Annotated in this window: 17 protein-coding genes and 2 tRNA genes; 14 read left to right on the forward strand and 5 right to left on the reverse strand. The window is 58.9% G+C overall.

All coding sequences use genetic code 11. The features are described from left to right. Positions 1 to 101: 101 nt before the first annotated feature. Positions 102 to 704 carry a superoxide dismutase gene (locus tag BLR31_RS05505; RefSeq protein ID WP_090593141.1) on the forward strand — a complete coding sequence of 201 codons (603 nt, stop codon included), beginning with the start codon at positions 102 to 104 and terminating at the stop codon, positions 702 to 704. A 154-nt stretch (positions 705 to 858) separates the two neighbouring features. Beyond that, the gene (locus BLR31_RS05510) at positions 859 to 1,386 is read left to right on the forward strand and encodes a response regulator (RefSeq protein WP_090593144.1); all 528 of its coding nucleotides are present in this window, start codon (positions 859 to 861) and stop codon (positions 1,384 to 1,386) included. On the opposite strand, the gene BLR31_RS05515 is transcribed toward BLR31_RS05510, so the two are convergent. Both BLR31_RS05515 and BLR31_RS05520 read right to left on the reverse strand, forming a co-directional pair. Further along, positions 1,370 to 1,900, reverse strand: coding sequence for a hypothetical protein (locus tag BLR31_RS05515; RefSeq protein WP_090593147.1), 531 nt, complete (start codon positions 1,898 to 1,900; stop codon positions 1,370 to 1,372). The two genes, BLR31_RS05510 and BLR31_RS05515, sit on opposite strands and share 17 nt — an antisense overlap. A 4-nt stretch (positions 1,901 to 1,904) precedes the next feature. Beyond that, on the reverse strand, positions 1,905 to 3,401 hold the full coding sequence (locus BLR31_RS05520) for a helicase HerA-like C-terminal domain-containing protein (protein ID WP_090593150.1): 1,497 nt from the start codon (positions 3,399 to 3,401) through the stop codon (positions 1,905 to 1,907). Positions 3,402 to 3,549: 148 nt separating this feature from the next. On the opposite strand from BLR31_RS05520, the gene BLR31_RS05525 reads away from it, so the two are divergent. Then, positions 3,550 to 4,875: a TIGR03808 family TAT-translocated repetitive protein gene (locus tag BLR31_RS05525; RefSeq protein ID WP_176762529.1), complete on the forward strand. Its 1,326-nt coding sequence runs from the start codon at positions 3,550 to 3,552 to the stop codon at positions 4,873 to 4,875. On the opposite strand, the gene BLR31_RS05530 is transcribed toward BLR31_RS05525, so the two are convergent. Together BLR31_RS05530 and BLR31_RS05535 are read right to left on the reverse strand one after the other, a co-directional pair. Beyond that, on the reverse strand, positions 4,870 to 5,886 hold the full coding sequence (locus BLR31_RS05530; protein WP_090593156.1) for an asparaginase: 1,017 nt from the start codon (positions 5,884 to 5,886) through the stop codon (positions 4,870 to 4,872). The two genes, BLR31_RS05525 and BLR31_RS05530, sit on opposite strands and share 6 nt — an antisense overlap. A gap of 66 nt (positions 5,887 to 5,952) precedes the next feature. Then, positions 5,953 to 6,282 (reverse strand): SH3 domain-containing protein, encoded by a 330-nt coding sequence (locus BLR31_RS05535; protein WP_143009319.1) that lies wholly within the window; start codon positions 6,280 to 6,282, stop codon positions 5,953 to 5,955. A gap of 224 nt (positions 6,283 to 6,506) precedes the next feature. Between BLR31_RS05535 and BLR31_RS05540 the strand changes: the two genes are divergently transcribed. The 10 genes from BLR31_RS05540 to BLR31_RS05590 all read left to right on the forward strand — a co-directional run bounded on the left by BLR31_RS05540 (position 6,507) and on the right by BLR31_RS05590 (position 16,941). After that, positions 6,507 to 7,124, forward strand: a complete 618-nt coding sequence (locus BLR31_RS05540; RefSeq protein ID WP_090593162.1) for a PadR family transcriptional regulator — start codon at positions 6,507 to 6,509, stop codon at positions 7,122 to 7,124. A 503-nt stretch (positions 7,125 to 7,627) separates the two neighbouring features. Further along, on the forward strand, positions 7,628 to 9,955 hold the full coding sequence (gene mbhE, locus BLR31_RS05550; protein ID WP_090593167.1) for a hydrogen gas-evolving membrane-bound hydrogenase subunit E: 2,328 nt from the start codon (positions 7,628 to 7,630) through the stop codon (positions 9,953 to 9,955). A 4-nt stretch (positions 9,956 to 9,959) separates the two neighbouring features. Then, the gene (locus BLR31_RS05555; RefSeq protein WP_090593694.1) at positions 9,960 to 10,364 is read left to right on the forward strand and encodes an MnhB domain-containing protein; all 405 of its coding nucleotides are present in this window, start codon (positions 9,960 to 9,962) and stop codon (positions 10,362 to 10,364) included. Then, complete coding sequence (locus BLR31_RS05560) at positions 10,361 to 10,747, forward strand: NADH-quinone oxidoreductase subunit K (RefSeq protein ID WP_090593169.1); 387 nt, start codon at positions 10,361 to 10,363, stop codon at positions 10,745 to 10,747. Before BLR31_RS05555 ends, BLR31_RS05560 begins: the two co-directional genes overlap by 4 nt. Beyond that, a complete protein-coding gene (locus tag BLR31_RS05565) occupies positions 10,740 to 12,260 on the forward strand; it encodes a Na+/H+ antiporter subunit D (RefSeq protein ID WP_090593171.1) in 1,521 nt (506 codons plus the stop codon). The genes BLR31_RS05560 and BLR31_RS05565 overlap by 8 nt, the downstream gene beginning before the upstream one ends. After that, the gene (locus BLR31_RS05570) at positions 12,257 to 12,601 is read left to right on the forward strand and encodes a Na+/H+ antiporter subunit E (protein ID WP_090593173.1); all 345 of its coding nucleotides are present in this window, start codon (positions 12,257 to 12,259) and stop codon (positions 12,599 to 12,601) included. Before BLR31_RS05565 ends, BLR31_RS05570 begins: the two co-directional genes overlap by 4 nt. After that, entirely contained in the window at positions 12,598 to 12,891 is a 294-nt protein-coding gene (locus BLR31_RS05575; protein WP_090593176.1) for an MrpF/PhaF family protein, read from the forward strand. The genes BLR31_RS05570 and BLR31_RS05575 overlap by 4 nt, the downstream gene beginning before the upstream one ends. Next, complete coding sequence (gene mnhG / locus BLR31_RS05580) at positions 12,888 to 14,129, forward strand: monovalent cation/H(+) antiporter subunit G (protein ID WP_090593179.1); 1,242 nt, start codon at positions 12,888 to 12,890, stop codon at positions 14,127 to 14,129. The genes BLR31_RS05575 and mnhG overlap by 4 nt, the downstream gene beginning before the upstream one ends. Before the next feature lie 44 nt (positions 14,130 to 14,173). Further along, positions 14,174 to 15,625, forward strand: coding sequence for a sensor histidine kinase (locus tag BLR31_RS05585; protein ID WP_090593182.1), 1,452 nt, complete (start codon positions 14,174 to 14,176; stop codon positions 15,623 to 15,625). Continuing rightward, positions 15,622 to 16,941 (forward strand): sigma-54-dependent transcriptional regulator, encoded by a 1,320-nt coding sequence (locus BLR31_RS05590; protein WP_090593185.1) that lies wholly within the window; start codon positions 15,622 to 15,624, stop codon positions 16,939 to 16,941. Before BLR31_RS05585 ends, BLR31_RS05590 begins: the two co-directional genes overlap by 4 nt. Before the next feature lie 25 nt (positions 16,942 to 16,966). On the opposite strand, the gene BLR31_RS05595 is transcribed toward BLR31_RS05590, so the two are convergent. Next, positions 16,967 to 17,041, reverse strand: a tRNA-Gln gene (locus BLR31_RS05595). 149 nt (positions 17,042 to 17,190) lie between these two features. On the opposite strand from BLR31_RS05595, the gene BLR31_RS05600 reads away from it, so the two are divergent. Beyond that, positions 17,191 to 17,267 (forward strand) — tRNA-Pro (locus BLR31_RS05600). Positions 17,268 to 17,295: the final 28 nt, after the last annotated feature.

The raw sequence follows: 17,295 nt of genomic DNA on the forward strand, positions 1-17,295 counted from the left end.
TCACAAGCGTTGCGCCAATTGCTTCACGGCCCTATAAACAAAGTATTAGCTTGGTAAATTGCCGAGCATCAGATTTTTGAACACCCATAACGGAGGCTTTCATGAGCTTTTCTCTTCCCGATCTCCCCTATGCCTATGACGCGCTGGCACCATACATGTCGGCTGAAACGCTCGAGTTTCACCACGACAAGCACCATCAGGCCTATGTGACCAACGGCAACAAGCTGCTGGAAGGTTCGGGACTCGAGGGCAAGTCGCTCGAAGAGATCGTCAAGGAGAGCTACGGCAAGAATGCCGGTCTCTTCAACAATGCAGGCCAGCACTTCAACCACATCCATTTCTGGAAGTGGATGAAGCCGAATGGTGGTGGCAAGTCCCTGCCCGGCAAGCTCCAGTCCGCTATCGATTCCGATCTGGGCGGGTTCGACAAATTCCGAGACGACTTCCTCGCCGCTGGTGCCGGCCAGTTTGGTTCGGGCTGGGCGTGGCTGACGTTCAAGGACGGAAAGTTGGAAGTGACCAAGACCCCCAACGGTGAAAATCCGCTTGTGCATGGCGGCACGCCCCTCCTCGGCGTCGACGTATGGGAGCATTCCTATTACATCGACTACCGCAACGCGCGTCCGAAATACCTCGAAGCCTGGTTCGACAGCCTTGTGAACTGGGATTATGTGGCCGAGCTTCACGAGGCCGCCTCAAAGTAGACTTGCTGCATTACGCGTCTTTTAGGCCCGCCTTTCCACAGGCGGGCCTCATTGTTTTAACGATAGCGATGCACGCCGCTATCGGTCGGCTCTCGGGCCGTGTTAATGCATTGGTAACCAGTTTCCTTCGTGGAGTCGTTTCGGCGTGCAGCCTATGCCAACCATCGCGGTGCTCTCGAGCAATATTGCCCTTTCGGCGGTATTGGCCGCGACGCTGCGCCAAGACCCTAAATGGCGCGTTCGTGAGTTTCGCGACGCGAGAGCAGTGGCCACCTATATGCGCGTCTCGCCAATATCGGTGCTTGTGGGTGACTACGATCTGGTCGATGGAACCACGGCTGATCTTGCAGAGCGGATCAGAATTCAAGGCTCGGTCGTTTCGAGCGATGTCCAAATCATCGTATTGACGCGGACGATTGATCAGGACCTGCGGCGCCGTTGCGTGCGGGCAGGGGTTGATGAGATCATCGTCAAGCCGATGAGCCCACTTTACCTCGAAGAGCGCGTCCGCACCCGACTAGGTGACGGCCCGAGAGGTTATGTTCGGTCGAAATATGTGGGTCCCGACCGGAGGGACCGCCTGCATCTTCTCGATCCCAGGCCAAACCCGATCGAACGACGGTTCGACAACGTCATTCCGTTCCGATCCCAGACGACCCTCGAACTCAGACCAGACGCGTAAGTCGCGTCCATAGATCTTCGAAACTGTCGGAGAACTGGATTACGGCGTCGACATTTCCCCGGCCAGCCGCCGCTATATCGCCCACGAAACCGCGCACGACTTCATAGGCACGGTCGCGATTGAGCAGCCCCAAAGGTCTTTGACTCTGCGCGCCGCCGGCCTCTCGCCATGCCCCATAGAGCATACCCACGGTATCGATTCCTGCAGGCAGACCGATGACGGCCCGCGCAGCCTCCACCGCCGCTCGGGCCGCGCTGGCCTCATCTTCGTATCGCTCGAGAACTACGCCCTGCGGTACGTTGAGACCGGCGCTCTCGGGGCCGCACATGACCGTAATCGCACCGCCCTGCGCGAAGGCGGAATCAATGATGGCACGCGGCCACTCGCCCTTGCGCGCAACGCAGATCAACCGGGCCCCGTGTTTGGCGACCGATGCTCCAGCCTGGCGATAGATTGCCTGGTGGGGTGTGACGCCACAGTCGGCAAAAAGCGCGACGGATTGGATTTTGGACATCTATTCAGCGCTTTCTGGTCAACGAGCCGAGCACGCCACGAACAAATGAACTGCCCGCTTGCCGTGCCACGGATCGGGCAAATGTGGTCAAAGCGGCCTCCATCGGCGTTTGCCGGCTGGACCGTCGGGTCGCTTCCTTTTCGCGCCGCTTGGCGTATTCGGCCTCAAGCTTTGCAATTTCGGCATCACGTTCCGCGAGTTCGGCATCCTTGAGCGCTTGTTTGGCGCGGACGTCGAGAAGTTCATAGGCGGACTCACGATCGAGGGTGGTATCGTAAGTACCAGCCACCGGGCTGGCTTTGAGAACGACTTCCCGCTCGAGCGGAGTTATTGGCCCCATGCGTGACGAGGGTGGGCGGACCAGCGTGCGTCCAACGATGGAGGGAATACCCTTGTCCTCAAGAACCGACACCAGAGCTTCGCCAGTGCCCAATTGCGTGATCACCTCGGCGGTATCAAATTCAGGATTGGGCCGGAACGATTGCGCCGCCACGCGCACCGCTTTTTGCTCGCTCGGCGTATAGGCGCGGAGCGCGTGCTGGATACGATTGCCGAGCTGTGCCAGGACGGCCTCGGGCACATCTGCAGGGTTCTGCGTCACGAAATACACCCCCACACCTTTCGAGCGCACGAGTTTTACGACTTGCTCGATCTTATCGAGCAGTGCCGAGGGCGCTTCATCGAACAGCAAATGGGCTTCATCGAAAAAAAAGACCAGCTTCGGCTTGTCGGGGTTCCCCACTTCCGGCAATTGCTCAAAGAGCTCAGACAAGAGCCAAAGCAGAAAAATCGCGTAGAGACGAGGCGAGCGCATCAGTTCGTCGGCTGCAAGAACGGAGATATATCCCATTCCCGCTGCATCGACGCGCATAAGGTCGGAAATATCCAGCGCAGGCTCGCCGAAGAACCCTTCGCCACCCTGCTGCTCCAACACAAGCAAAGCGCGCTGGATCGCGCCGACCGATGCCGGCGCAATATTGCCGTAGCGCGCCGATAATTCTGCGCGCCGATCAGAAACATGGGTCAGAAGAGCCCGCAAATCCTTGAAGTCGAGCAGAAGCAGCCCCTCGTCGTCGGCGAGCTTGAACGTGGCGTTCAGCACGCCTTCCTGCGTGGCATTGAGTTGGAGCATTCGCGAGAGCAGGAGCGGCCCCATCTCGGAAACCGTGGTGCGGATAGGATGACCCTGCCGCCCAAACAAGTCCCAGAAAATCGTGGGAAACCCTTCAAAATCGTAGTCCGAGAAGCCGATGGTCCTGGCGCGCTCGGCCAGAAAGTCCTTGGGCTCGCCCGCATGAGACAAGCCGGCCACATCACCTTTGATATCGGCACAAAACACCGGAACACCTGCCCTTGAAAACCCTTCCGCCAGGATTTGCAACGTCACCGTCTTTCCGGTCCCGGTGGCGCCTGTGACCAGCCCATGGCGATTGGCAAATTCGAGTGGCAAGTATTCGGGCCGCGACGATGTCCCGAGATAGACCGCTTTATCGACTAACATCGATGGATTCCCATTCCTCAGCTATCAACCTATAGCGGCCCGGACACACGAGCGGCAAGCGCTGGCGCATTGTCCGGTTTACGATAATCGGCAAGTTATCTGGCACGGGACGTCCTTTGCCCTATGCTTGGCACAAAGGATGGACGCCATGCCAATTACGCGACGCCAGTTCGTTTCTTCCGCCGCAGCGCTTGGCATGTCGGGGGCTTTGCCGATTTCGTCGGCTATCGGACAGTCGACACCGCTCGGCCTGGTACCGGACGGCGATTTCGACCAGACGGCGACCTTGCAACTGGCGATCGAACAGGCAGCGACGGAGGGGCACCTGTTTCTCCCCGCTGGTCGATATATGGCAACTAATTTGCGCCTACCCTCGGGCTTTATGTTTTCTGGAGTGCCGGGCGCCACGATTATCGTCAACACATCGAGCGAGCCATTACTGCTGGTTGAAGGCCAGCAGGACGTAACGCTTTACGGACTGGTGTTCGATGGGAATGGCCTCAACGGGGAAATCTGGAACGGTGGTCTCGTGCACATCGCCAATTGTGCAAGGATCACAGTCCGCGATTGTCGGATGTCGAATACGGCGCTTAATGGACTGAGCCTTCTTTCGAGTTCAGGCACGATCGAAAACTGCTCTGCAAGCGATAGTGACTATACCGGCATTTTTGTCCTCAATGCCGATGGCGTGCGTATCACGGGCAACCGGGTGTTCGATTGCCGCAATGGCGGCATTCGTGTCTGGCGCAGCGAACCGGGTGCCGACGGAACACTTGTTGTCGGCAACACAATTTCAGGCATTGACTGGGCCGATGGGGGCAACGGGCAAAACGGTAATGGCATCAATGTCTTCCAAGCCGACAACGTAACCATCGCCGACAACATGATCGCCGATTGCACATTTTCGGCCATTCGGCTCAATGCCACGAATAATACCCAGATCACAGGCAACACGTGCCTCAACTCCGGAGAGGTGGCAGTCTATTCCGAGTTCTCGTTTACCGGGTCTGTGATCTCCAACAACATCATCGACGGCGCTGCCGCGGGGATTTCAATCACCAACTTCAATGAAGGCGGTCGGTTGGCGACGTGCACAAGCAATATCGTTCGCAATCTCTTGACCGGGTCGACTACAAATCCAGACCTTGAAACGCCCTATGGCATTGCAGCTGAGGCAGATGCCATAATTTCGGGCAATGTCATTGAGAACGTTGCAGGTTCGGGCATCCAAGCAGGATGGGGGCCCTATCTCCGCGACGTGACAATTAACGACAATCTCATCCGCGACGTCGACATCGGAGTGAGTGTGAGCGTCGCCCCCGAGGCGGGCGCGGCGATCGTCGCCGGCAACATGATTTCCGGCGCTCGACGCCACACGATCGTCGGAGCGCAATGGTCTGATATCGTGGCCCAGGATTTGGCAGCAACGTCGGAGTATCCGCAGGTTACGGTTAGGGACAATGTTGTCCTATAGCCGAATTCTCGCAGCCTCGGTCGCCTCCAAATATCCCACGTGGTGCCCTGCCCAGTTGATCTGATCCTGTTTCATGCGCGTTTCCAACAATCGCGCCTGTTCGGCTGTCGGTTCCGCGATTTCCATCAGGAGCGCAGCAACCATCGCGGTTGCGGCAGGCACGGAGCCATCGTCGCATTTGAGCGCAAACCCGATGCCGCTATCTCGCAAGGCGCCGCAATAGAGGCCGTCAGCGCCAAATTTCAGCATAAGCCGACCGCCGAATGCCGCCATGGCTTCAGTGTCGAACGATCCGGTCCCGCCGATGAGAAACGGATGAGATGTCGCTGCATCAAAAATCACACGTGCAGCGGCTGCGGTTTCCTGTGAGAGCCCCTTTCCCGTCGCCATGCGGGCAAAGCCTTTGGCAAAGACGTTCATAGGGGCAGCCCATGTCGGGATCGAACACCCATCGATGCCGCATCTGGAGTCGGTCAGTTCATAATCGAGCACTTCCTGAACACAAGCCCGCACAGCTTTCTGAACATCATGCTCGCGCGCAGAGTAGCCTTTGGTGTCGACGCCCATAGCTTGGGCGACCGAAAGCATGCCGGCATGCTTGCCAGAGCACGCATTGTGAAGGGCGCTCGGCTTGCCGCCCCTGGCAAACAGTGCCTTTCGCGCCGCGGGATCGATGGGCGGATGCGCGCCGCACTCGAGCGCGTGTTCATCGAGCTTGATATTAGCCAACACCGAAGCGGCCAGTTCGGTATGCACGAGCTCGCCATTGTGCGACGCGCAGGCCAAGGCGATAGCTTCGTCCGACATGGCAAATTTCGCGTTCGCCGCAGATCGGAAAATGGCGAGGGCCTGCATTGACTTTATGGCCGAGCGCGGAAAGATTTCCGCCGTAACGTCGCCAACTGAAGCCTGAATTCGACCCTCGGAGTCGGAGACGCATACGGCGCCGCGATGCCGATTTTCGACCCAGTTCCCACGAACCGACTGCGCTAAAATTGGATTGGCTGACATCCCGCACCCCAAGCAAATTTTGCCCTGATGGACGTCAGCTTGGCTGCAAAGTCAAGGGATGGCCGGCTATAGGACCTCGATAGTAAGGTAACGCGCATCTACCCAACCTTTGGTTTGCGAGCGCTCCACAAGGCACCAGTCTGAATCATCGTCGCCTGCGACGCACCGGTCGATCCAAACCCAGGTTTTTGGATTTAACTGACCGATTTTCTCTGCTTTTGCAGTTGGCGAGCCCCACACGTTCAGTTGGTCAGTTTGTTCTAAGCCATTGACCCGCGCGATCGTGTCCGCCCACTCTCCGCGCGCCATTGCAGGAGGGCTGAAAACCCCGGAAATCATGATGGCGACAAGTCCACCAATAACGGCTGGAACGGCGAGACGAGAAGACAACGACATTCTGAACCCCCACATGATCTGCTGTGGTCCAAAGATCGCTCACCTGCGTTTAACCCGAGCTGAGAAGGATATTCAGGTGCTGTTCATTCTGCGAAACAACCACTAACATAGGATAATCCAAAAAATGCATGCCGTTCTCCCAAGGCTACCCAACTAATGAATGAAGGGACGCCGCGGTGCGGAAGGAGTATCATATGCTCGCCCTAGGAGGTTTATTCGTATAAATGTCTGCCACCCGACTACTGGTCCTCGCCTTTGTCCGCGCGCATGGACGTGCACATGGATATCTCATAGGCCAGGAGCTTCTCACCTGGAATGCGGACAAATGGGCGAACACCAAGACTGGCTCCATTTACCACGCACTGCGACAATTGTCGAAAGAGCGGCTGCTCATCGAATTTAGCGTTCCGGCAGTTGAGGCCGCCCCGGCCCGAACGGAATATGAGATTAGCGATATTGGCGAAGCTGAATTCTTGACGCTTTTGGAGCGAGCGCTTACCCAGCCTGACCCGCGCCCCGACATGTTTTGCGCGGGGCTGGTGCTGATGTCGGCGCTGCCTCGCGAACAGGTATTGTCATATCTCAGGGCGCGAGTTGCGATCCTTAACCAGCAGCGCGTGAACGTCGATCGCGCCAATAGTGAAGCCAATTTCGAGGGCGAAAAAGCCCTGCCACCGCACGTGGATGCGCTTCTCAACTTCTGGGTCGAGCATACAGCGTCAGGTCTTCACTGGGTTGAAGAGCTGGTATCGAAGATTGAAGGCGGCGCTTATGTCTTCGCTGATGATGATCCGCGTGCCTTCGGGACCCCGTCATCGCTGGCTACGACAGCTATAATCTAACGTCACGGCGTTCGCACGCCGTGCACATCGATGACCTCGTCAATAGCTGCAGTCGCGCGATGGCGACACGCCCGCTCACCCTCCGAGCGGGTTGCTTTGACGCGCTCGGCGAGCTGGACGGGTCTTAGTGGTGGCCACACTTTGGCTCGCCAATCCTTTTCGAAAACGGTCCTCACGCGATAGCCTCGATATTCGAACTCGGCCATACCCATCCTCCCTATTGGGCTGCGATCATGCAAATGTGGATCCAAAGCACGACCAATATATGACTGACCGGCGATCTGAGGCCGCCTTTCCAGCATATTTTTCAGAATGCCAAATCCCGGAATTGGTTGCCATCTATACCCTGGATCGTGTTCGGAAATTCGAACTTATAGCGGGGCGTGGGTTCAAAGACCCGAACACCCAAACCTGACTCTGGGCCAATTGCCCCGTGTTTCCCGAGCCTCCGCTTATGGCATGATCATTGCAAAGACCTCGATACCTAAGAACGAGGTCATGTCTTGCCTTTCGAAGCCATCATTGCCATCGCACTTGCCGGAGCGCTGATTGCCCGCCCTGTTGCGCCGCTTATTGGGCGGTGGAGCGGCTGGGTCTTTGCGGTCCTGCCCTTATCGCTGTTTGTTTTTCTTGCTGCCCACATCCCTCAGATCGGGGTGGAAGGCGTGCTGCTGGCGACGCACGAATGGATACCCTCGCTCGGCATTGCGCTCGGCTTCAGACTAGATGGTTTTTCGCTGCTCTTTTCTCTGCTGATCACGGGCATCGGGACGCTCGTCGTCATCTACGCCGGCAGCTATTTTGCCGAAAAGCCGCCAGCCCAAGCTGGCAGGTTTTTGGCACTAATCCTTCTGTTCATGACAGCCATGTTGGGGACGGTTCTGTCCGACGACCTCATCGTGATGTTCGTCTTCTGGGAATTAACCAGCCTCACCTCGTTCATGCTGATCGGCTTTGACAGCCACAAGCTGGAAGCCAGAAAATCTGCTCTGCAGTCGCTTCTCGTCACCGGTGGTGGGGGCCTGGCGCTGTTTGCGGGTATTCTGCTGATTGGCCTGACCCTCGGAACATTCTCTTTCACCGAGGTCATTGCGCGGTCGGACGAATTGATTGCTGGACCGTATCTGGTGCCGATCATCATTCTGATCCTCGCCGGCGCCTTCACCAAGTCGGCGCAGTTCCCGTTTCACTTCTGGCTGCCCAACGCCATGGCGGCCCCAACGCCGGCATCCGCCTATCTCCACTCGGCAACCATGGTGAAGCTGGGCGTCTTCCTGCTCGCCAGGTTCGACGGGGTCTTCGCCGATGTGCCCGCCTTCGGGGTCACGCTCGTGATCTTTGGTATGATCACCATGTCGATCGCGGCGTTCGAAGCGCTACGCGCCAGCGGGTTCAAGGCGGTGCTCGCGCAGTCGACAGTCGCCTCCCTAGGTATTCTTGTCATGCTGATCGGCCTCGACGGAGAGGTTGCCGTGGTCGCGACCGTTGGCTTTATCATCACGCACGCATTCTATAAGGCTGCATTGTTCTTTTGCGCAGGCACGGCGATCCACGCCACAGGCGAATCCAGCCTGCGGAAACTGGGTGGGCTCGCACGATTCCTGCCGATTACTGCGGCCGCCGCAGTTCTCGCCAGTCTTTCGATGGCTGGTCTGCCGCCTTTCGTTGGGTTCATCTCGAAGGAATATCTCTTCGAGGCGCAGCTCGAATCCAACTGGAACATGGTGCCTGTGATCGTTGCCGTTCTGGTGAACGCGATCATGGTCGGCGTCGCAGGCGTCGTTTCGATCCGGCCCTTTTTTCTCAATCGCGACCGCATCACCTCCGTTCACCACGGCGAAAAGCCAGGTCTTCTGGTCGGACCATTGTTGCTGGCCTCAGCCGGCATCCTTATGGGCTTTTTCTCGCAATATGCGGCGCAACTTCTGATCGCCCCGGCCGCTTCGGCGCTTTACGGCGCGCCCATCGACGTGTCGTTCGCGCTTTGGCACGGGCTAACGCCGATGCTGGCCCTGAGCGCTCTCGTCGTGACGATCGGCGCCCTGATCCTGGTTTTCTGGGACAGCATCCACATCGTCCTGCGTCGGCGTCGGGTACTTCACGGTCTTTTCGGAGACCGCGGGTATCAGGCGGTCCATGACGGCATACTCGGCTTTGCCCGTGCCTCAACGCGGTGGCTCCAGAACGGCGATCAAAACCACTACACGGCCATCGTCGTCGCGACTGTGGTTTTGGTTCTGGCGGTCGGCATGTTGGCCAGCGAAGACGGGCTCGCGCTCGCTCTGTCGGATGATCCTTTCCGCATCTCCGTCATCGCGGTTCTCGCAATCGCGGCAGTGGGAGCGATGTCCAGCATCTTCGCGCGCTCGCTCATTGCGGCGCTGGTCTGCGTCGGCATCGTCGGGTTCGCCTCGGCATTGCTCTTCATGATGAATGGCGCGCCCGATCTGGCGCTAACCCAGTTTGCGGTGGAAACACTGCTGGTGATCATTCTCAGCGCCATTCTGCTCCGCCTGCCGGTGCGACGGCATCACACACGCTCACTCACCGAGCGGCGGCGCGACGGGTTTCTCGCTGTCGCTTTCTCCGGCGTCATCTTCGTTGCCATCGTCAGCATGACTGCCATGCCGCTCGACTTCCGCCTGAGCGAGTATTTCGGCCAGACCAGCTATCTCGAAGCTTATGGACGAAATGTCGTGAACGTCATCCTCGTCGATTACCGCGCCATCGATACGCTTGGTGAAATTGCCGTCGTGGCCTTCGCGACGATGGCAGCGTGGGCGCTCTTGCGCAGCGCCACGGCCAAACCAGGCAAAGATGGGAAAGGATAAATCCATGCCCTTCATTCTTTCGACACTCTCGCGTCTGTTCTTTTTCATCATGCTTGCCGTCTCGCTGTTCATCCTTTTGCGCGGCCACAACGAGCCGGGAGGCGGTTTCGTCGGCGGGCTGATTGCAGCCGCTGCGTTTGCAACATTGGTTCTGGCCAATGGCGTGAATTCAGCGCGCGCGGTCCTGCGCATCCATCCCGTGGTCCTCATGGGCGTGGGTCTGGGCCTAGCCGTGCTCTCGGGCCTTCCGGGTCTCGTCTCCAACGCGTCCTATCTGTCCCATTGGTGGGTGGATATCGCCGGAACCCATCTGGGCACCGCGACGGTATTCGACGTCGGCGTCTATTTCGTCGTCATGGGCGGCATCCTGTGCCTTGTGTTCCGACTCTACGAGGAGGCTGTGCAATGAACATATTCTACGCTGCTGCCATTGCCGCCATCATGGGATCGGGCGTTTACCTACTGCTGTCGCGGCACGTGGTGCGCATCATTTTCGGGGTCGCACTTCTCTCGGCGGGGACCAATCTCTTGATTTTCGTCGCTGGTCGCCTGCGCTCTACGCAGCCTCCGGTCATTGAAGCGGGGACGCAGGTTCTCGATCCACTGGCCGCTAATCCTCTGCCGCAGGCCCTGATCCTAACCGCGATTGTTATCGGCTTTGCGCTGGTGAGCTTTGCCGCCGCGTTGGCGTTCAAGGCATTCCAAACGCTGGGCACCGTCAATACCAGCGACATGAACGACGCCGAGGCTATGGGGTCGCCCTATGCCAGCAAGGAGGCGAAAGATGCCTGAGTGGATCGAAACGACCTTGCTCTTATGGCCCTTGGCTGTTCCGCTCGGCGCAGCTGCGCTCGCTGCGGCCTTCTGGTCCCGTCCCGCCGTCCAAAGCTGGATCGGCACGATCGGGCTCGGCATCACGCTTGTCGCATCGCTGCTTTTGCTCAATCAGGTGATCGGCAACGGCATTCAGAGCAAACAGTTCGGAAGTTGGGCAGCTCCGTTCGGGGTAAGCTTCGTCGCGGATCCATTCAGCGCGGCGATGGTCGTTATCTCTAGCCTTCTGGCTTTTGCCGCCGCGATTTTCGGTCTGACAGATCTTAGCGACACCCAGAAACGCGCGGGCTTTTATCCTTTGTTCCTGGGCCTCATGGTTGGGGTCAACGGTGCGTTTCTCACCGGTGACATCTTCAATCTCTATGTCTGGTTCGAGGTGATGCTGATCACCGCGCTCGGGCTATTGACGCTGGACAAGTTCAAATCCCAGCTCGATGGCGCGATCAAATACGCGGTGTTGAATCTTTTCTCCACAATCCTGTTCCTGATGGCCATCGGCCTGCTCTATGGCGTTACCGGCACACTCAACATGGCCGATCTTGCCGTGGTCCTGCCGCAGACCGAGCCGTCGGGCGCGCTTTTGATCTCCGCGCTCTTGTTTCTGCTTGGCTTTGGGATCAAGGCGGGGTTCTTCCCCATGTTTTTCTGGCTGCCAGCCTCCTACCACACCGCCTCTATCGTAGTTTCAGCGGTCTTTGCAGGGCTCCTGACCAAGGTGGGCGTCTACGCGGCGTTCCGCGTCTTCACGCTGCTGTTCGAAGTCGACAATGCCGGCATTCGCGAAATGATTGCGGTCTTTGCGGCTGGGACCATGCTCTTTGGCGTGTTCGGAGCCGCTATCCAATGGGACATCAGGCGGATCCTCTCGTTCCACATCATCAGCCAGATCGGTTACATCATGATGGGGCTGGCGATCTCGACGCAGGCGGCTATGGCTGGAGCGGTGTTCTACATCATCCACCACATCATCGTGAAAGCGAACCTGTTCCTCCTTGCTGGCGCCATCTATCGCACGACGGGAACCTACGATCTGCGACAATCGGGTGGGCTGATGAAAGGCTCTCCCTGGCTGGCGGTGCTATTCGTCATCCCTGCTCTTTCGCTGGCCGGAATCCCGCCACTCTCGGGCTTCTGGGCAAAATTCATGGTGATCGACGCCTCGTTCCGCGATGAAGCGGCGTGGCTCGGTGGTGTCGCCCTTTTTGTTGGCCTTCTCACCATCTTTTCGATGAGCAAGATCTGGATCGAAGCGTTCTGGAAGGACGCCCCCAATCCTCGCAACATCCCCGCGCGTCTGCACATCACGGTGGTGGCCCCCATCACCGCACTGGCGGCCATCACCGTCGCGATTGGGGTCAACCCAGAACCCTTGGTGGCTTACGCCCAACTAGCGGCAGACGCCATGCTTCAGCCTGCGGCCTATATCGATGCCGTTCTCGGGCGCATTGAAACCGCGGAGGTTTTGCCATGACAATCGCTCGTCTTCCCATGCGACTGGTTCGATCGACGGCCTTGGCGGCCGTATTCCTTAAGGAACTCGTTGTGTCCTCTGTCGCAGTAGCCCGTGCCGTTTTGGGACGGGAGCTGAATTCTGCGTCGGCCATAATCGCTGTCCCTATCGGGCTCCAAACCGACATGGGGATCGCCGTCCTCGCCAATTGCGTCACGCTAACGCCAGGCACAACTGCCCTCCATGTCAGCGACGACCGCAGGACGCTTTACATCCACGTCTTGGACGCCCCTGCCCCCGACGACGTCATTTCCGACATCAAGACCAAATTCGAGCGCCGCATCAGGGAGATCGAACAATGATTGAGCAGCTTGATTCCGTAGTCACCCTTGCGGCCCTCGTCCTGATCGCGATCTTGATGATCCCGCTGGCTATGACCGTATTCCGTATGGTTGTCGGCCCCGGTTATGCTGACAGGTTTATCGCGCTCGATATGCTGACTGCGATTGCCGTTGCTACCGCTGGTCTGACCGCGGTCGCAACAACGCGGCGCGAGTTTCTCGATATCGCGTTCGGCGTTGCACTTATCGGGTTTCTGGCGACCTGCGCGCTTGCCGCTCTGCTCGAGCGACGGAAAGGAGACAAGCAATGACCGCCATTGCCGCATTGATCCTCAAACTGCTGGGCGTAAGCTTTCTCTTCATCGCAGCTATCGGCCTGATAAGGTTCACCGACGCCTTCCAGCGCATGCATGCGGCGACCAAGGCTGGCACGCTAGGCGCTGGTCTCGTCGTGGCCGGCACCATGGTCAGTCATGGCTCTACCGACTCCATTATCATGGGTACTCTCACTATACTCTTCCTGTTGCTAACAGTGCCGGTCGCTGGCCACATGTTGGGTCGCGCCTCGTATATCTCGGGCGCCCCAATGCAGGGATTGCGCGGCGCTAACGCCTTGGACGGCATTCTCGAGCGCCAAAGCCTCTCGCTGGAGGAAAGGCTGTCGGGCGGCACCCTCCCCGATCCGATCGCCCGGATCTTGGGCCGGGACGAACCGCAAGAGACACTCGACACCTCGCGAGAGTGGTGGCCGGACCTCAAGGATGTGAAATTTGCGGTGATCGACCGCCATGTCGCACCGGTATTTTCCCGTGCATTGGGCATTGCACGCTCCAATCGCGCGCATATTTCCGCGCATGTGATTATCGACCAGGCCGCTATCGACTGCGCGCGAGATATGGCCGAGGCGCGGACCAATATCCGCGAACGCGCCAGCCGCGCCATGGCCGAACTCGAAGCTCTCAAAGGGCAAAAGCGCGTAAAGCTCGGCCTGCATTACGATGAGGGTAATCCCGAAAGCATTCTGTCATCGCGCGACGGCGCAACAAGCCTTCTCGTTCTGCCCCGCACTGGCTGGTTCCACCACGGCTCAGACGATCGGCGTCCGGGAACGAGTTGGGAGCCGGACGGGCTTTTGCGACTGCCTGCCGTACACAGCGGACCGGTCCTTTATTCCGATGGCAAGGCACAGCGATCTGGCTTCATCGTGGTCAACGATAGCGGCGAACCGGACGTGCTGGCCGGACTGGATTGGGCCCTGCGCCACAGCGTGTGGGGACGTCCGAAGGTTGTTGTATTCGGTGACACCGCTCCCGAACGGTTTGCTGCCTTCGATGCCATTGCGATCGAGCATGAGGTGACATGCGAAATGGCTCCTTCCTTGAGCTGGGACGCTGAAACGAGCACGTTGCCGCCCCAACTCTCGGATGCGGACGGCATTGTGCTTGCTAGTCTTCCACGTCCCTTGCGCACCTATTGGTATGGTCACGCGTGGCATGATCGGCTGATGGCTGGCTATGGTGGTGATATTTTCATTGTCGGGGCGCGCTAGTGGGTAAAAATTGTGCCGGCGGTCGACGCGGATTATAGAAGGGAATGGTCCCAAGACGCCGTTACCGCTTTACCGCCCTGCCCCTCACGACAACGCTTCCGCTCGTTGTCGCGTCAGCCATGTTCGTGGTGGCAGTGGGATCCACGCAAATCGGGGTCGAGGTTCTGCGGCGCTCGTCTGAGCAGATCCTGCACAACCAAGCCTATGTGTTCCTTGACGCTTTGGCCGGTGGCATAGCGGTCACGATCCCGGAAGGCGCGCCGAGTGTTGAACGCCAGATCGCATCAGCCCTCAACTATCGCTCTGCGCTCCTCGAAGAATCAATCGCAGTCCGTTGGATCGACACTGACGGCATGGTGCACACCAGGTTCATCGGCGACAGGGGTGAAGCGACGCTCGATACTGTTCTGACGGAAATTTTCGGACAGGCCGGGGGCCTCACTCGGCTCGACTATAGTGGTGAGACCGAAACAGTGCGGGTCGCTAGGACCTATGAGGGCGAGGGCGGGCGATTTGCGGTGGGCGCCATTTTCGATGGTCAATCCATTGCCCAGACCCAGCGAACCGCATCTCTTTTTGCCATCATCATCGATCTCGGCGTGGCGCTGATTGCCGCGCTGGCGACCTATTTTCTCACGCGCCGCATGATGGCGCCGCTAGAGCAGTTTATTGCACGGCTGGCGCCAGCCAGCGGCCCGTCGGACCTCCAGGTCCTGCAGCAAGGGCCGGAGATGCGGCGGCTGGAACATGCCCTGAGCCTGCGCGAACAATCGGAAACGGAGCGGGTCGAAACAGCCTCGCGGATGGCCCAGCAGGAACGCGATGCCCTGCTCGCCCGCCTTGCTGCCAGCATTGCCCACGAGGTTCGGAACCCGCTTTCCGGCTTGATGAACGGGGTTTCGACCCTCAAGCGCTTCGGCGACGAGCCCGGCGTTCGAGAACAGACGATTGCCCTCTTCGAACAAGGACTTGCGCAGATCCAGCGCGTAGTCGACGTGACGCTTTCGACGTACCGACGCCGGTCCGGCGCCGCGCGACTGAGCGGGCAGGATATCCGAGACCTCGAACTGCTGATCGCGCCCGATGCGAGACGGGCGCAGGTAGCTTTGTACTGGGACGTCACTGCGGACGCACAGATCAACGTCGACGCCGATGCCCTACGGCAAATCCTCATCAATCTCCTCATTAACGCGGTGCGTGCGACGCCGGCGGGGGGTGCGGTTACCTTGACCTTGCACACCGGCTCAAAGGGAGAAGGACCACGCATTACCGTGGCCGATACAGGCCCCGGAATGCCCGCCGAACTGGTTGCGTCGCTCGTAACCGGCAAGGTGGACGCCCTACCCCATGAGCGGAGCCTTGGCATCTGGATGGTCGCCAATCTTCTCGACCAGATCGGCGCTCACCTGTCGATCGCAAGTGAAGAGGGCGTGGGCACCGCCATAACGATTGTGCTAGCTGAAAACGAGCGTCACGCCTCAGGAACACCCGCATGAGCAAACCCAATCTGTTGCTGATCGAGGACGATGAAACGCTGGGCACCTCGCTTGTCCAGCGCCTGACACTTGAAGGTTTTTCAACACGTTGGGCGCGTTCCGCTGCCCAAGCGCAGGCAGAACTGGCGCGGTCCCGTCCCGACGTTATCGTTTCCGACATTCGGTTGCCCGATGGCGACGGTGAAAGCGTGATGCGCGCGCATTTCGAGCAAGTGGGTCTCGTGCCGACCATTTTCATGACCGCCTACGGCGAGATCGATCAGGCGGTTCGGCTGGTCCGCGACGGCGCCTGGGACTATGTCTCCAAGCCGTTCGACCTCGATGCCTTGATCGAACGGCTGCGCCCGATTTCATCGATTGGCCGGATTTCGGAGTCGAGTCCGGGAAACCGTTTGGGTGGTTCTCCCGCCATGCGGGCCGCCAGCGAACTTCTGGCGAAGGCGGCGGATGTGGATTTACCGGTGACCCTGATGGGTGAAACCGGGACGGGCAAGGAGGTCGCGGCGCGGTTTATCCATCAGGTTGGAGACCGCAGCGACCGCCCATTCGTTGCTGTCAATGCAGGGCTATTGCAGTCGGAAATGGCTGATTCCCTCATGTTCGGGCATGAGCGAGGTGCGTTTACGGGCGCGAACGCGTCTCATGTCGGCTTTGCCGAAGAGGCTGAGGATGGCACGCTGTTCCTCGATGAAATCGGTGAGCTGTCACTGGCTATGCAGGTCAAGCTCTTGCGGCTGATCGAGCAGCGCAGTTTCCGACGGCTGGGCGGAACCCGCGATCTTGCTTTTCGCGGACGGATTGTGTGCGCAACGAACCGGGACCTTGAGGCGATGGTCGAAGAGGGCAATTTTCGGCGCGATCTCTGGTATCGGATCAACGTGATCACCTGCATCCTGCCCCCTTTGCGGGAGCGCAGCGAGGATATTGCGGAGCTGCTTTCAAGTCGTCTGGAGACTGCAGCCCAGCGGTTTGGACGTCATGCCCCACGGCTGACGGCAGATGCGATCGCGGCGGCGGTGGCGCATCGCTGGCCGGGAAATGTGCGTGAACTGGTCAATCGCATCGATCGTGCGGTGGCGCTGGGCGACGCGGAAGCCATTGGTCCTTCTGATCTTTTTCCAGAACGGCAAAGCGAAAATGCCGTTGCGCCGGCGACGCTGCTGGAAGCACGGGAGATGGCGGAGCGCCATCATATCATTGCGGTTCTGCAGCAAAATGAGGGGCGTATCCAGCCGGCAGCGCGGCAGTTGGGGATATCGCGGACGACGCTTTGGGAGAAGATGAACCGCTATGGGATCGATGGCGATCAGGCTTGAACCGGGCCTTTTTTGCCCGAAAAGCTGGCTGGGGCGGCAGGATTCGAACCTGCGGATGTCGATACCAAAAACCGATGCCTTACCACTTGGCGACGCCCCAAAGCGGGTTGGTTCCTACACTGTTTGCTACGCGCTCGCAACACCTCTCGAACGCTCTTGAACCTCTCCACAACCCTCTATAAAAGGCCCGAGATCGAAGTATATGGACGTGATCGACGGACCTATACAGAGGTTGGCAACAACCTCATGCGGAGTATAGCGCAGCCTGGTAGCGCACCTCGTTCGGGACGAGGGGGTCGGGTGTTCGAATCACCCTACTCCGACCAGTTCAGCCGGAGGTTTTCGAACCTCCGG

Source organism: Pelagibacterium luteolum, from assembly GCF_900100665.1.
Lineage (GTDB): Bacteria > Pseudomonadota > Alphaproteobacteria > Rhizobiales > Devosiaceae > Pelagibacterium > Pelagibacterium luteolum.

What these genes read in the sequence shown, in the direction of transcription:
- BLR31_RS05505 (WP_090593141.1), top strand. Translation starts at nt 102, where the DNA reads ATGAGCTTTTCTCTTCCCGATCTCCCCTATGCCTATGACGCGCTGGCA.
- BLR31_RS05510 (WP_090593144.1), top strand. Translation starts at nt 859, where the DNA reads ATGCCAACCATCGCGGTGCTCTCGAGCAATATTGCCCTTTCGGCGGTA.
- BLR31_RS05515 (WP_090593147.1), bottom strand. Translation starts at nt 1,900, where the DNA reads ATGTCCAAAATCCAATCCGTCGCGCTTTTTGCCGACTGTGGCGTCACA.
- BLR31_RS05520 (WP_090593150.1), bottom strand. Translation starts at nt 3,401, where the DNA reads ATGTTAGTCGATAAAGCGGTCTATCTCGGGACATCGTCGCGGCCCGAA.
- BLR31_RS05525 (WP_176762529.1), top strand. Translation starts at nt 3,550, where the DNA reads ATGCCAATTACGCGACGCCAGTTCGTTTCTTCCGCCGCAGCGCTTGGC.
- BLR31_RS05530 (WP_090593156.1), bottom strand. Translation starts at nt 5,886, where the DNA reads ATGTCAGCCAATCCAATTTTAGCGCAGTCGGTTCGTGGGAACTGGGTC.
- BLR31_RS05535 (WP_143009319.1), bottom strand. Translation starts at nt 6,282, where the DNA reads ATGTCGTTGTCTTCTCGTCTCGCCGTTCCAGCCGTTATTGGTGGACTT.
- BLR31_RS05540 (WP_090593162.1), top strand. Translation starts at nt 6,507, where the DNA reads ATGTCTGCCACCCGACTACTGGTCCTCGCCTTTGTCCGCGCGCATGGA.
- BLR31_RS05555 (WP_090593694.1), top strand. Translation starts at nt 9,960, where the DNA reads ATGCCCTTCATTCTTTCGACACTCTCGCGTCTGTTCTTTTTCATCATG.
- BLR31_RS05560 (WP_090593169.1), top strand. Translation starts at nt 10,361, where the DNA reads ATGAACATATTCTACGCTGCTGCCATTGCCGCCATCATGGGATCGGGC.
- BLR31_RS05565 (WP_090593171.1), top strand. Translation starts at nt 10,740, where the DNA reads ATGCCTGAGTGGATCGAAACGACCTTGCTCTTATGGCCCTTGGCTGTT.
- BLR31_RS05570 (WP_090593173.1), top strand. Translation starts at nt 12,257, where the DNA reads ATGACAATCGCTCGTCTTCCCATGCGACTGGTTCGATCGACGGCCTTG.
- BLR31_RS05575 (WP_090593176.1), top strand. Translation starts at nt 12,598, where the DNA reads ATGATTGAGCAGCTTGATTCCGTAGTCACCCTTGCGGCCCTCGTCCTG.
- mnhG (WP_090593179.1), top strand. Translation starts at nt 12,888, where the DNA reads ATGACCGCCATTGCCGCATTGATCCTCAAACTGCTGGGCGTAAGCTTT.
- BLR31_RS05585 (WP_090593182.1), top strand. Translation starts at nt 14,174, where the DNA reads ATGGTCCCAAGACGCCGTTACCGCTTTACCGCCCTGCCCCTCACGACA.
- BLR31_RS05590 (WP_090593185.1), top strand. Translation starts at nt 15,622, where the DNA reads ATGAGCAAACCCAATCTGTTGCTGATCGAGGACGATGAAACGCTGGGC.